The sequence below is a fragment of the Sorangium sp. So ce1014 genome, from assembly GCF_051521505.1.
Lineage (GTDB): Bacteria > Myxococcota_A > Polyangia > Polyangiales > Polyangiaceae > Sorangium.
This window is the reverse complement of record NZ_CP150356.1, coordinates 327,527-341,505: the sequence shown is the minus strand read 5'-3', so window position 1 is coordinate 341,505 and position 13,979 is coordinate 327,527. Positions and strand designations below refer to the sequence as shown.

At 71.4% G+C, this 13,979-nt stretch carries 6 protein-coding genes and 2 pseudogenes; 4 read left to right on the top strand and 4 right to left on the bottom strand.

What is annotated here, in order from left to right; translation table 11 throughout:
- The first annotated feature begins 29 nt into the window (after positions 1-29).
- Complete coding sequence (locus WME75_RS01330; RefSeq protein WP_437485605.1) at positions 30-2,849, top strand: hypothetical protein; 2,820 nt, start codon at positions 30-32, stop codon at positions 2,847-2,849.
- 13 nt (positions 2,850-2,862) lie between these two features.
- Here WME75_RS01330 and WME75_RS01325 read toward each other — a convergent pair whose 3' ends face one another.
- The 3 genes from WME75_RS01325 to WME75_RS01315 all read right to left on the bottom strand — a co-directional run bounded on the left by WME75_RS01325 (position 2,863) and on the right by WME75_RS01315 (position 5,435).
- Entirely contained in the window at positions 2,863-3,816 is a 954-nt protein-coding gene (locus tag WME75_RS01325) for a S1 family peptidase (protein ID WP_437485603.1), read from the bottom strand.
- 361 nt (positions 3,817-4,177) lie between these two features.
- Positions 4,178-4,645, bottom strand: coding sequence for a bifunctional diaminohydroxyphosphoribosylaminopyrimidine deaminase/5-amino-6-(5-phosphoribosylamino)uracil reductase RibD (ribD, locus tag WME75_RS01320; protein ID WP_437485601.1), 468 nt, complete (start codon positions 4,643-4,645; stop codon positions 4,178-4,180).
- A 334-nt stretch (positions 4,646-4,979) separates the two neighbouring features.
- Positions 4,980-5,435, bottom strand: a complete 456-nt coding sequence (locus WME75_RS01315; RefSeq protein ID WP_437485599.1) for a GFA family protein — start codon at positions 5,433-5,435, stop codon at positions 4,980-4,982.
- 171 nt (positions 5,436-5,606) lie between these two features.
- Here WME75_RS01315 and WME75_RS01310 point away from each other — a divergent pair.
- Positions 5,607-5,918, top strand: a pseudogene (locus WME75_RS01310) (WYL domain-containing protein); the annotation flags it as partial.
- 144 nt (positions 5,919-6,062) lie between these two features.
- Here WME75_RS01310 and WME75_RS01305 read toward each other — a convergent pair.
- Positions 6,063-7,400: a DUF1552 domain-containing protein gene (locus WME75_RS01305; RefSeq protein ID WP_437485597.1), complete on the bottom strand. Its 1,338-nt coding sequence runs from the start codon at positions 7,398-7,400 to the stop codon at positions 6,063-6,065.
- An 809-nt stretch (positions 7,401-8,209) separates the two neighbouring features.
- On the opposite strand from WME75_RS01305, the pseudogene WME75_RS01300 reads away from it, so the two are divergent.
- Together WME75_RS01300 and WME75_RS01295 are read left to right on the top strand one after the other, a co-directional pair.
- Positions 8,210-9,499, top strand: a pseudogene (locus WME75_RS01300) (carbohydrate-binding protein); the annotation flags it as partial.
- Positions 9,500-10,426: 927 nt separating this feature from the next.
- Positions 10,427-13,957, top strand: a complete 3,531-nt coding sequence (locus tag WME75_RS01295; protein ID WP_437485595.1) for a PD-(D/E)XK nuclease family protein — start codon at positions 10,427-10,429, stop codon at positions 13,955-13,957.
- The last annotated feature ends 22 nt before the right edge of the window (positions 13,958-13,979 follow it).

The following is a 13,979-nucleotide window of genomic DNA, read 5'->3' as shown; positions in this document are numbered from 1 at the left end:
CCCTGAAGTCGCTCGCTCGAGGAGGCCCCATGCAGTCATCGTCCGCCCTGCGAAGGGTCGCCGCCGGACTTCTGTCCGCAGCGACATCCATTGCGGTTCTCGCGTCCAGCGCTCCGGCCCTGGCCGACTCGTCTACCACGCTCTTCGAGAGCGGGCAGGTGCGCCCGCTCGCGCTGTCTCCCAGCGGAGACTTGCTATTCGCGCTCAACACGCCGGACGGCCGCCTCGAGGTCTTCCGCGTGCACGACGGCGCGCTGGTCCACCGGAGCTCGATCCCGGTCGGGATCGATCCGGTCGCCGTGGCGGCGCGGAGCGACACGGAGGTGTGGGTCGTGAACCACGTGTCGGACAGCGTGAGCGTCGTCCAGCTCTCCCCCGGCGGATACGGCGGCCGTGTCGAGCGCACGCTGCTCGTCGGCGACGAGCCGCGAGACATCGTGTTTGCCGGTCCGGGGCGGCGCCGCGCCTTCATCACGGCCGCGCACCGCGGCCAGAACAACCCGAACGATCCTGAGCTCACGACGCCCGGCGTGGGCCGGGCCGACGTCTGGGTGTTCGACGCGAACCACCTTGGGACGTCGCTCGGCGGCGCGCCGCTCACGATCCTCACCCTCTTCACGGACACGCCGCGCGCGCTCGCCGCCACGCCCGACGGCACCCGCGTCTACGCCGCCGGCTTCCACTCGGGCAACCGGACCACCGTGGTCACCGAGCTGCTCGTGCCCGACGGCGCCTCGCCGGGACCGGCCACCAACGCCGACGGCGACCCGGCGCCCGAGGTCAGCCTCATCGTCAAGTTCGACGGCGCGCACTGGGTCGACGAGCTCGGCGACCCCTGGGACCCTCGCGTGAAGCTCTCGCTGCCCGACAAGGACGTGTTCGCCATCGACGCGATGGCGAGCCCGCCCCGGCCCGTCGCCGGGCCCTCGGGGGTCTTCACCGGCGTCGGGACGGTCCTCTTCAACATGGTCGTCAACCCCGTGAACGGGAAGATCTACGTCTCCAACACCGACGCGAGGAACGAGCGGCGGTTCGAGGGCCCCGGCGTCCTCGCCGGGCAGAGCCTGCGGGGCCACCTCCACGAGAGCCGGATCACGGTGCTCCGCAAGAGCGGCGCCCCGCGCGTCGCCCCGCGGCACCTCAACAAGCACATCGACTACGCGGCCTGCTGCACCCCGACGCCGAACGCGGAGAGCGAGGCGAGCCTCGCCCAGCCGGTCGACATGGCCGTCACGAGCGACGGCGCGACGCTCTATGTGGCCGCGCTCGGCTCGAGCAAGATCGGCGTGCTCAGCACGGCCGCGCTCGAGGACGACACGTTCGTGCCGGACGCGGCCGACCACATCGAGGTGAGCGGCGGCGGCCCGTCGGGGCTCGCGCTCGACGAGCCGCGAGGCCAGCTGTTCGTGCTGACCCGCTTCGACAACGCGATCTCGATCGTCGACACCGCGACCGGCGCCGAGACGGCGCACGTCGCGATGTACAGCCCCGAGCCGCCGAGCGTCACGCTCGGGCGGAGCCAGCTCTACGACGCGCGATCGAGCTCGGCGCACGGCGACTCCTCGTGCGCGAGCTGCCATATCTTCGGCGACCTCGACAGCCTCGGGTGGGACCTCGGCAATCCGGACGCGGCGGTCACGAACAACCCGGGCCCGTTCGTCGGCCCGCTGCTCAACCTGTTCACGCAGCAGCCGATGCCGCAGCAGTTCCACCCGATGAAGGGCCCGACCACGACCCAGAGCCTGCGCGGCATGGCGAACCATGGCCCCATGCACTGGCGCGGCGATCGCACGGGCGGCAACGACGCGCCGACAGCCCAGCCGGACAGCGGCTCGTTCGACGAGCGCGCCGCGTTCATGAAGTTCCAGGCCGGCTTCACCGATCTGCTCGGCCGGAGCGGCCCGATCCCCCCCGCCGCCATGGAGGCGTTCGCGGACTTCATCCTCCAGGTGACCTATCCGCCCAACCCGATCCGCCGCCTGGACAACTCGCTCACGCCGGACCAGCAGGCCGGGCGTGACACCTTCTTCAACAGCAACCTGGACGGGACCGCCATCTGCAACGGCTGCCACGTCCTCGACCCGGACGGCAACCCGGGCACCGATAAGCCGGGCTTCTTCGGCACGGACGGCAACATGACGTTCGACTTCCAGCCGCAGCTCATCAAGACGCCGCACCTGCGCAACCTGTACCAGAAGGTCGGAATGTTCGGGATGGAGGCCCCGGAGTTCGGCATCCTGCCGGGCGACAACGACCCCATGGGAGACCAGGTGCGGGGGTTCGGGTTCCTGCATGACGGGAGCTTTGATACGCTGTTCCGGTTCTTCCGCGGGATGGGGTTCTCGCCGTTCACCGGCTTCACAAACCAGTTTGGCACGTTCCCCGACAACCCCGACGGCCTGCCGGACTCGCCGGCCGGCGACGCGGTCCGGAGGCAGCTCGAGGCGTACCTCCTCGCCTTTGATTCGAACGTCGCGCCGATCGTCGGCCAGCAGGTGACGCTGCGCTGGGAGAACCAGGCCGCCGCCGGCCCGCGCGTCGATCTCCTGATCGAGAGGGCGAATGCTGGCGAGTGCGACCTCGTCGCGAAGAGCCACGTGATCTTGCAGGAGATCGGCTTTCTCTACACCGGAGCCGGGAAGTTCGCCGCCGACCGGATGGCGCTGCCGCCGATCCCGGACGCCGTGCTCCGCCAGATCGCCGTCGCGACGGGGCGCCCGCTGACGTACACGTGCGCGCCCCCGGGCTCGGGCTACCGCACAGGCCTCGATCGCGACGAGGACGGCTTCCTCGACGGCGACGAGCGGAGCGCCGGCAGCGACCCGGCGGACCCCGCAGACACGCCCTGAGCGCCGTCGCCGATCACTCCTCCACGCCGTCGTCGTCGAGGGCGCAGTCCGGGTCGGCCGGGGACACGCACGCGAGCGCGCACACCCCATCTGCGCCGCAGTGAAGATCGGCGCAGTCGGGGTCGACAAGATCGGGGCCGACATCGCACGTCGCGTCGCAGAGGCCGTCCGCGCGGCACGGGTTGTCCGCCTCGAACTCGTCGATCGTCGGCTGGATGAACCGGGAGATCTGGTCGAGATCGGTGCGCGCCTGCACCCCGTCCAGGGTGCAGGGGTCGTCGCCGAACGACGTCACGCCGGCGTGGCGCTCGACGCCCGACCGCACGAGGAACGCCGGACCTCCGGAGTCTCCAGCGCACGTGTTCATGGCGGGGACCTGGTAATAGAACTGGGTCGCGTCGATCGTCCCAGGCGTCCCGCCGACCTGGGCCGGGCCGATCGCCAGGATCGGGAACGTCACGACGCGGCGCATGCCGAACCCCGTCCCGGCGGCCCCGTCGGAGACCCCGTATCCGACGAATGTGTAGTCCGGTCCGACGTACCACCCGCTATTTTCCATCGATTCGCGCAGGAGCGGCGCAGGCTGCACGGGCGCGTCGCTCTCCAGCTTGAGGAGGGTGAGGTCGTTCTCGAGGGTGCCCGGGTCGTACTCGGGGTGCCGCCGCGACGCCTCGATCCGCACGCTCTCCGAGCGCCGCCCGAGGCTCGTGCCGAAGTAAACCCGCGTGAGCGTGCCGTGGCAGTGTCCCGCCGTGATCACGGTGCGCCGCGAGATCACGGTCCCGCTGCAGAACGCCCGGCTGCGGGTGCCCACGCCCACGACATAGGCGTGCGCTGTGTCCACGGCGCCTCCGACGATGCGCTGTCGGGACGTGAGCAATGGTTGCTCGCCCTCGTCCCCAGCAGGCGTATCCGCGCAGCCGAGCCCGCCGAGGCACAGGATCGCAATCGGGATAGCATTCTTCATACTGCCACCTTTCCGTCTAGAAATGGTGTCTAGAGCGGCCGATCGTGAGGGCGCCCACAATTCGGCACCGCTCGGCTCCGCGGGTGAGCGGAGGGCATAACAAGCGTGGTGCCAGCGCCGTGCGCGCGGAGCGCCCCTGTCGGCCCCGGGGCGGCGGGGGTCCTCGCGTGGCGCGCGAGGGGGGTGGCCCGATCGGAGCACGAGTGCGGGATGGCAGAAAGGCGGAAAGGCGAAGAGGAACGCTCAACGATCTTCCCGATTCCCGCCTTCATACGAGCTCTCTCCGGGCGACGGGGTCACGACACGCGCGAGCGGGGGGATCGCGCCCGGTCGATCGCCCCCGCCGGGGCGGCGGGGACGTTCACTCGCGCGGCGCGTTCAGGGCGCTGTGCTCGGCCATGCTCGCGATGTAGGCGCGGTTGAGCTCGCGGCACGCGAGCTCGCGGACGCCGATGACCACCTCGGCCCCGGCGCTCTCGAGCATCGCCACCCCCTTGCCGGAGACGAGCGGGTTCGGGTCGATCATGCCAATGACGACGCGCCGGACGCCGGAGCGGACGATCGCGTCGGTGCATGGCGGCGTCCGGCCGTGGTGGCAGCACGGCTCGAGGTTGACGTAGAGCGTGGCGCCCTCGGCGCGGCCGGCGAGCTTGCGGAGGGCGTCGACCTCGGCATGGGCCAGCCCGGCTCGCTCGTGGAATCCCTCGGCGAGGAGCTCCCCGTCGCGCACGATGACCGAGCCGACCATCGGGTTCGGCGCGGTGCGCCCCGCGGCGCGCCCTGCGAGCTCCAGGCAGCGATCCATCCAGCGAGGGTCGACGTCGTTCATGCCGGCCCCGGGGCCCGGCGGGCCGTGAAGGGACGGCCGGCCTGCCTCGCCGCAACATCGCACAGCATCACGCGGCCAGTATAGCGGAGGGTCGTGGGCGAGGTAGCGACCGTGAGCGAGCCCGCCCGCTCGTCGGAGCCGCGGCCGCCTGCTCCCGGCCTACGACGCGGACAAGCTGCACCCGAACGACGCCGGGTACCAGACGATGGCGAACGCGGTGGACCTGGACGCGATCATCGGCGCCGTCGTCGAGGGCACCTCTCCGTGAACATCGAGCTCCCGGCGCCGCCGGCCCGGGGCGCTCGGCGAGCGTCCGTCAGCGGCGCGCTCCGGCTCAAGCTCGCTTCGCGGCGGAGAACGGATCCACGTACGTCGTGGCGCCGATCTGCGCCCAGGTGTCGTGACGCCCGTCGAGGTACACCACCGGGACGCCGGTGAGGTCCGCGTCGTCGAGGCAATTCAGGTTCACGGAGCAGAACTCCCCGCCGAGCTCCGGGATGTCCCCGTGCCCGAAGACGCGGATGCCGCACGTCTTGCAGAACCGGGCATGGCCGGCCTCGAACCGCGAGTAGTCGCCGAGGACCTCCTCGCCGGCGCGCAGGCGGAAGGCGCTCGGCTTCACGAGGACGCCCCACCACCTCGTCTTCGTGCAGATCGTGCAGTTGCACTGCGTCGTCCCGGCGCTCGGGTCGAGGTCGGCCTCGAAGCGGACGGCGCGGCAAGCGCAGCTGCCCTTGTAGGTCCGGACGCCGGGGGTCGTCGTGGTGTGCTCGGAAGCGGCGTTGCTCATGGGCGGTGGCTCCAGGGATTGGGGGGCGGGGCGCCTTCGGGCGCGCCTCGCCCGCGGGATGAGAGGAAGCTAGACCGGATTGCGGACAGATTCGGTCCGCAATGAGACAGGCGGCACATGGTCCAGACGTCCGCGCGGCTGCTGAAGCTCCTGTCGCTGCTGCAATCCCCCGCGAGCACGCGCGCCGTCGAGCCGTACCGACTCGTGCACACGAGCCGCCGCTGGTACCTGCTCGCGTACGATCTCCAGCGAGACGCCTGGCGGACGTTCCGCGTCGATCGCATCCAGGGCAGGCCGAAGGCCGCAAGCCGCTTCGAGCCGCGCCCGCTGCCCGCGGAGGACGTGGCCGCCTACATGTCGAAGTCGGTCTCCACGGACGCCTACCCGATCGGCGCGCGCGTGACCGTGCACGCCCCCGCGCAGGCCGTCTCGGAGCGCCTCTCGGGCGAGGAAGCGCGCATCGTCGATCGCCTCCCCCAGCGCCGCGCGCGGCCTCGACGCGCGCCTCGAGCGCCGGCCGCTCGGCCTCCGGCGAGCCGAACAGGCCGAGCGGCGTCGAGGAGGGCTTGCGCCCGCCGCTCGCGCCGGCGGCGAAGCTCGCCTTCAGCCAGGCATCGCGGGAAATGCCTACGTGAGGTTCGTGAGCGGCCCGGTGCAGTACACCGGCACGCCGAACCTGGTCCGGGGGTCGCCGAACAGGTTCAAGATCGAGACGAGCAGGTTGTTGTGCGGGAGGCTCGGGTACCGGACCCAGCGCCCGGTGCGCAGGCCCCCGCCGCCGCCGGCCAGCAGGAACGGCATGTCCGTCTTGTTGTGGCTCGCCGGATTCGAGATCTCGGAGCCGAAGAAGACGACGCTCTCGTCGAGCAGCGAGTGCCCGCCCATGTCGACCTTGTCCATCTCCTGCAAGAGGTAGAGGTGCTGCTCCGAGTACCAGGTGTGGATGAGCTCGCACTCGGCCGGCCTGAAGCCGCCGTTATGCTGGTAGTAATGGTGATTCTCGGTCAGGTTCAGCCACGGCAACGTGTGCTTCGCCTCGGTGTCGCTCCACTGCAGGGTGCCGACCGCGGTGATGTCGCAGGCGAGCGCCATCACCAGCATGTCCGTCATCAGCTTGCCCACCTTGGGGATCGCCGCGTCGGTCGAGCTGTCCACGATCGTGCCGTCGTCGTCCGAGTTGAGCCCCGTGCTCGGGTTGTAGTCGGACGTGTCGATCCTCGCCGGGGCCCGGCAAGCGCCCGTCGCAGCCGGCGTGCTGCCGAGGCTCTGCTCGATCTCGCGGATCTTCGTCAGGTGCTGATCGATCTTCTGCCGGTCGGCCGCGCCGAGCCGCGCGGAGAGGGCAGTATAGCGCCCGTCGAGGAAGTCGAGGATCGATCGCCTCCGCGCGAGGCGGAGGGCGGCGTCGTCGCTGGCGCCGGGGTCCAGCGTACCGAAGAGCTCGGTGAAGATCTCCACCGGATCGAGGCGCGGCGGGATGGGGCTGTACGGCGCGGTGTCCTCGAAATTGGCGACGTTCATCGGCGACATCAGGCCGTGGGACTTGCCCGTCGCCCAGCGCACCGCGAGCTGGATGCTCGGCTTCGCCTTCCGACCGGCGGAGATCCGCGAGGCGATCACCTGATCGACGGACGGCCCCCTCCCGTAGCCGGTCTCCGTCTGATCCGTGCCCGTGAGCCAGGCGATGATCCCGCTCTGGTGCTGCTCCCCGCGCGCGCTCTTCATGTCGAGGCCGTCGACGACGAGCAGCCGGTCCTGCACCGGCGCGAGCGGCGCCAGGATGGGGCCCAGGGTGAAGCTCGTCTCGGTGCCGGTCGGACGCCAGCGGTCGATCACGGTCCCGCCGGGCGTGTAGACGGCGAGGAAGCGCCGGGCGGGGGCGGGTTGCGCGCGCGCCAGGCGCTCGGTTCCCATGATCTCCAGCCACGGGAGCGCGACGGCGATGGCGCCGGCGCCTCGCAGCATGGCACGTCGGCTCAAGCGGAATTTCGACATACTCCTCGCTCCTGTCAGGCAGCCATGGTGAAAAAACCGTCCGTCTGGGTGAGCTCGATCAGGAGCTGCTTCACGTCGTACCCGGACGCCTTGAAGGCGGCCTTGACGGCCTATTGGTGCGCTCGTCCTCGGCGCGCAGGGTGAGGCCATAGGCGTACTCGGCCCAGCGCGTCGCGAAGCAGCTCTGCACGTCTTCGGTCTCGGCGAGCTCCTCCGGCGTGGCGGTCGCGCGCTGGGTGACGCCCTCCGCGACGGTGCCCAGCTGCTCGGCCAGGAGGCTCGAGACCGACAGCCTGTCCGCGTCGATGCCAGAGCCATCTCCGACGCCCTCGCCCCCCGAGCGGACACGCCTGCTTTGCTGTCACTCCTCGTCCGCTCCGGATGCACGGAAGCTTCCTCATCGAACCACAGGCGTTCTTTACAAGGAGTTCGAGGTCATCGCGCAGGCCCCGAACGGAGCTTGCGGCAGAGCAGAGAACTCCAGCATCGTTCTGGCGAATCGCCGGTTTCACCAATGGCAGTAGCAGATCGCCATCGGACCGGCTCACCACGAGAGCAGATATTGCCGGAGCGAAGTTTTCCTGTCGCAGCGTGAGCCTGCTGCTCGCCGCGACGTCGCATGCCTCACACCGCCGCGCCGGCCCGCCCGCCTCCGCATCGAGGACCTCCGCGTCGGTGGCGGCGACACGTCGGCTGGCGGCAGCGCAACCGGCGGAGCCGCCGCCGCTGCAGGAGCCGGAGAAGCGGCAGCGGACGGGGGAGGCGGCAGCGCCGGCGCGATCGCCGGCGGCGGAGCGGGCGGCGGCGACGGCGGCGAGGTTCCAGACGAGACCGGGACGCGGCAAGCGGCGTACTACGTGTCGCCCTCCGTAGCGACGACGATCCAGGCACGGCCAGCGCGCCGTTCAAGACGGTCACCAAGGCGCGCGACGTCGTCCGCACCGTCAACGCCAACATGACCGGCGACATCTACATTTACCTCCGAGCGGGCACGTACAGCCTCACCGACGCCATCACGTTCGCGCCGTCGGACTCGGGCACGAATGGCCATCGCATCTACTATCAAGCTTACCCCGGGGAAAAGCCCGTCTTGAGCGGCGCGACGAAGGTGACCGGATGGACGCCGGACGCAGGCAATATCTACAAGGCCAGGCTGGACCGAACGACGAAGCTGCGCAACCTGTACGTGAACGATGCTCGTGCCCTGATGACGAGCAAGCGGGTCACGTCGCGCGGAGGGGTCGGGACTTACAGCGTGACGGCTGGGCAGCACAGCTGGGCCTGGGCCTGGGCGAGCGGCCGCGGCAGTGACGGCGCCAAGTACGACCTCGACGCGGTGCCCGCCATCGCCAGCAACAAAGACGACCTCGAGATCGTGAACGGCACCACCTGGAACGAGAATATCGTCTGCGTTCGCGATGTCACCACCACGCCAGACAGCTTTCGCGCGCTGCTCTTTCAACAGCCCTACGGCGCCATCGCGCAAACCCCCGGCTGGAGCTCGGGCTTCAGCGTTTCTGGCACCCACACGATTTACAACGCGCGCGAGTTCTTGAGCTCACCTGGTCAGTTCTATTTCGACAAGGCGACCGGCACCCTCTACTACTACCCGCGGCAGGGCGAAGACATCGATCAGGCCGACGTGCAGGCGCCAATCGCAGAGAAGCTGATCGACGTCGCCGGCGCCTCCACCGCTAGCTAGCCGCGTCGAGAACCTCACGTTCCAGGGCATCACCTTCGCCAACACCGACTACAACCTGTACAGCGTGGACATGTCGCGCGGCAAAGCGACGGTGCAGGGCGCCACCATCTACGTCGCTTACGGCGACGGCAACTGGCACAACAGCAAGTACGAAATCACCGATACGCTGCCCGGGATGATCACGGTCAACAACGCCGACTCGATCGACTTCATCGGCAACGTGGTGAAGCACAGCGGCAATGAGGGCATCGCCTTCGTCAACGACGTCGTGAATTCTCTCATCGTCGGCAACTACATCACCGACATCGCCGGCAGCGGCATCCTTCCAGCGCTGCCGCGTCGCATCGTGGTTGCCGAGCCGGACTCCCATGTCGGTCGACGTCGGGCTCGCGCTCACGCCCAGGACATGGGTCCATTGCTTGATGGCTTCCGTGTGGTTCGGGTACCTGATGATACTGTCCTGATGCATCCCCTCATATAATCCCAAGAATTTCACGGGTCACGGCGTGCTCACGGAGAACTTCGCCGTACCCCACTACGAAGCGAACCCATGCGTCGAACAGAAGCCATGGGGACACATTGTTGTTACTCAGCAGCCGATCAACCCGTTTGGTCGTGTGCCTGGGGCTACCGTCTCTTGCCCACGCCAACCCTCGCCCGATTACGTGAATGCAAAGGGAGACGGAGCGCAGAACGCCCAGGGTTGCAAGCGACAAGGACAGCACGGTCTCGACGTGCAGGTCGACTTTCACAGCGGCGTGAAGAAACCGCTCGACGCTACTCGCGCTGAGCCCTACGCGCTCGATCTGCCTGCGAGCCCTCATGGAATGAAGGCCGCTCCTCCGAGCGCGTCGTCGTCAAGTGCCCCTTCACCTCGCCTTCCGTGCACGCGTCGACGCCCGCCGATTGTCTCATACTGATACGATTCCGACCGGCGACCGCAGATTCTCACGTGTCCTTCGTCGGCTCGCCCGAAGCAACGGAGTTCGGTGGGTTCATGTAATCAATAACCACACATTCACAATCCGTGGGAGCGGCGTGCCTGCGGCGCGCGAATCGACGTATTTTCCGTATAAAATGAGGGGATCTGTCAGGCTCGCGGGCCTTGGCCAGGCAGCGTCGACTGGCCCGGAGCCGGCGGCCTCGACCGGCCGCGCGCCAGCGCCGTCCTGCTCGGCGGGTTTCCTCCCCCTCCGTTCTGCTTCACACTCCGCCGTCCTGCACCGTCGTGCAGCGGTCCTCACCGCGGCCCGCGCCGCCCCGCGCGGCCCCCGCCGCCTTCCCCAGCGCCCTCGTGCCCCACGCCCTCATCACCTCGCCCAGCGCCGCCGCCCGCCTCGATCGCGCCGTGGGCTGGCTGCGCCGCCGGCGCCCCGCCGAGCGGGTGCTCCTCGTCGGCGCCTCGGTCGAGGCCGTGAGCGAGCTCGCCCGCGCGTCGGTCCGCGGCCGCCGCGCCACCTTCGGCTGGCACCGGCTCACCCTGGGGCGCGTCGCCGCCGCGCTCGCGATGCCGGCGCTCGCCGCGCGCGGCCTCGTCCCGGCCAGCCCGCTCGCGCTCGAGGCCCTGTGCGCGCGCGCGATCGGCGGGCTCGCGCAGGACGGGCTGCTCGGGCGCTTCGCCCGCGTCGCGGATCGGCCCGGGCTGCCGCGCGCCGTGGCGCGGACGCTGGACGAGGTGCGGCTCGCCGGCGTCGATCCGGACGCGCTCGCGCCGGCCGATCTCGACCAGATCGCCCGCGCCTTCGACGCCGCCCTGGACGAGGCGGGGCTCGCCGATCGCGCGCTCGTCCTGCGCCTCGCGGCCGAGCGCGCCCGGGCCGAGGACGACGGCGACCCCCGCGCGAGGCACCCGCTGCTCGGGCTGCCGATGCTCCTGCTCGACCTGCCGGTGCGGTCCGCGCTGGAGCGCGATCTCCTCGAGGCGATGGCCGCGCGCTCGCCCGACGCGCTCGCCACCGTGCCCGCCGGCGACGCCGCGTCGCTGCGCCACCTCGAGGCCGCGCTCCGGTCGCCGCCGCGGCGGGTCGCGCTGGCCGCGGTCTCGGCCGCGCACGACGGCCTCGGCGCGGGCACCGACGCGGGCACCGACGCGGACGACCCGGGCGACGGGCCGCCGCCGGCCGCGCCCAGCACCTCGCTCGCGCGCCTGCAGGAGCACCTGTTCGACCCGCTGACCGACGAGGCCCCGGGGCTCGGCGACGAGGTGGAGATCCTCTCCGCGCCCGGGGAGAGCCGGGAGTGCGTGGAGCTCGCGCGCATCGCGCTGCGCGAGGCGGGCCGCGGCGTGCCGTTCGAGCGGATGGCGATCCTCCTGCGCGCGCCCGAGCAGTACCGCGCGCACCTCGTCGAGGCGCTGCGCCGGGCCGGGATCCCCGCGTACTTCGCGCAGGGCTCGGTCCAGCCCGATCCCGCGGGACGCGCGCTCCTCGCGCTGCTCGCGTGCGCGGCCGAGCACCTCTCGGCGTCGCGCTTCGCCGAGTACCTCTCGCTCGGGCAGGTGCCCGACGCCACGCCCGCGGGCGAGCCGCCGCCGGCCGCGTCCGAGGCCGACCGGTGGGTGCCGCCGGACGACGACTTCTTCCCCGCGCTCCTGCGCGGCGAGCTCGACGAGGCGCCTTTCGACGACACATCGGCCGAGAACGAGAATCCCGATCTGACGGGCAATAACTCCCCATCAACGGGCAATAACTCCCCATCAACGGGCAATAACTCCCCCTCGGGAGGCCAAAACTCCCCCTCGGGGGGCCAAAACACCGATCCGACAGCCGCCACCCCCGACCCGACAGCCAGCACCGCCGACGCCCCCGTGCAGGACGGCACCCTGCGCGCCCCGCGGCGCTGGGAGCGGATCCTCGTCGACGCGGCGGTGATCGGCGGGCTCGACCGGTGGAAGGCGCGGCTCTCCGGCCTGGAGCGGGAGCTCCGGCTGCAGCTCTCGCGCGCCCCGGAGGAGCGCGACGCCGCGCGCGTCGCGCGGACGCTCGCGGATCTCGCGGCGCTCCGCGACTTCGCGCTGCCGCTGCTCGCGGCGCTGCCGAGCCCGGGCGAGCGCGCGACCTGGGGCGCGTGGCGCGAGCGGCTCTCGGCGCTCGCGACGCGCGCGCTGAGGCGGCCCGAGCGCGTGCTCGCGGTGCTCGCCGAGCTCGCGCCGATGGCCGACGTCGGCCCGGTGGATCTCGGCGAGGTGCGCCTCTGCCTCGCGCACCGGCTCACCGACCTCGTGCTGCCCCCGGCCGCCCGCCGCGACGGGCGCCTCTTCGTGGCGCCCATCGAGGCCGCCCGCGGGCGCTCGTTCGACGTGGTCTTCGTGCCCGGGCTCGCCGAGCGGATCTTCCCGCAGAAGGTCACCGAGGACCCGATCCTCCGCGACGCGCTCCGCCGGGCGATCGACGGGGGCGCCTCGGGCCTCGACACGAGCGACGACCGGGTGGCGCGCGAGCGGCTCGCGCTCCGGCTCGCGGTCGGCGCGGCCCGCCGCAAGCTCGTCGTGTCGTACCCGCGCGTCGACATGGACCAGTCCCGGCCGCGCGTGCCTTCGTTCTACGGGCTCGAGCTCCTGCGCGCGGCCGAGGGCCGGCTGCCCGGCTTCGGCGAGCTCGAGCGCCGCGCCGAGCAGGGCGGCGCCGCGCGCATCGGCTGGCCCGCGCCGGCGCGGCCCGAGGACGCCATCGACGCGGCCGAGCACGACCTCGCGCTCCTCGAGACGCTCTTCAGCCTGCCGGAGGACCGGACCATCGGCACCGCGCGCTACCTGCTCGGCGCGAACCCGCACCTGGCGCGGGCGCTCCGGTTCCGGGCGCGGCGCTGGATCCCGGGCTGGACGAGCGCCGACGGGCTGTTCAAGCCGATCGCCGAGGCGCGCGAGGCGCTCGCGAAGCACGCCTTCGGGCGCCGGTCGTTCTCGCCGACCGCGCTCCAGCACTTCGCCGCGTGCCCCTACCGGTTCTTCCTCTACGCCGTGCACAAGCTCGCGCCGCGCGCGGCGCCGGCGGCGATCGAGGAGCTCGACCCGCTCCAGCGCGGCCGGCTCGTGCACGACGTGCTCTACGAGGTGCTCGTCGCCCTGCGCGACGCGGGCCAGCTGCCGGTGAGCGTGGCCTCGCTCGACGAGGCGCGGGCCGAGCTCGATCGGGCGCTCGACCGCGTGGCCGCGCGCTACGCGGACGAGCTCGCGCCGGCGATCCAGCGCGTCTGGGACGACGGCATCGCGTCGGTGCGGGCCGACCTCCGCGAGTGGCTGCGGCGCGCCGCGGAGGACCGCGACTGGGAGCCGATCCATTTCGAGCTGTCGTTCGGGCTGCCGCGCCGCCTCGCCACCCGCGACCCGGGGAGCTCGGACCAGCCGGTGGCGCTCGACTGCGGGGTCAGGCTCAGGGGGTCGATCGACCTTGTCGAGCGGAGCGTGTGGGGCGCGATGCGGGCGACCGACTACAAGACGGGCAAGGCGCGGGCGCCGCGCGACGCGGTCGTGAGCGGCGGCGGCGCGCTCCAGCCGGTGCTCTACGCGCTCGCGCTGGAGAAGCTCATGCCGCCGGGGACGCAGGTCGAGTCGGGGCGGCTCTATTACTGCACGTCCGCCGGCGGGTTCGCCGAGGTGCCGATCTACCTGGATGCGCGGGCGCGCGAGGCGGCAGCGCAGGTGGCCGGGATCATCGGCGACGCGATCGACAAGGCGGCGCTCCTGCCGATGCCGGCCGAGGGGGCGTGCGCGCAGTGCGATTACCGGCCCGTGTGCGGGCCGTACGAGGAGCTCAGGACCGGGAAGATCAAGCGGCGCGACACCGACCAGCGCAGGCGCCTGGAGCAGCTCCGCAGGCTGGCGTGAGCGCGGGCGGTGCGCTCGGGCG

Excerpts from the sequence above, each read along its gene's own strand:
- WME75_RS01330 (WP_437485605.1), top strand. The coding sequence starts at position 30 with ATGCAGTCATCGTCCGCCCTGCGAAGGGTCGCCGCCGGACTTCTGTCC.
- WME75_RS01325 (WP_437485603.1), bottom strand. The coding sequence starts at position 3,816 with ATGAAGAATGCTATCCCGATTGCGATCCTGTGCCTCGGCGGGCTCGGC.
- WME75_RS01315 (WP_437485599.1), bottom strand. The coding sequence starts at position 5,435 with ATGAGCAACGCCGCTTCCGAGCACACCACGACGACCCCCGGCGTCCGG.
- WME75_RS01305 (WP_437485597.1), bottom strand. The coding sequence starts at position 7,400 with ATGCTGCGAGGCGCCGGCGCCATCGCCGTCGCGCTCCCGTGGCTGGAG.
- ribD (WP_437485601.1), bottom strand. The coding sequence starts at position 4,645 with ATGAACGACGTCGACCCTCGCTGGATGGATCGCTGCCTGGAGCTCGCA.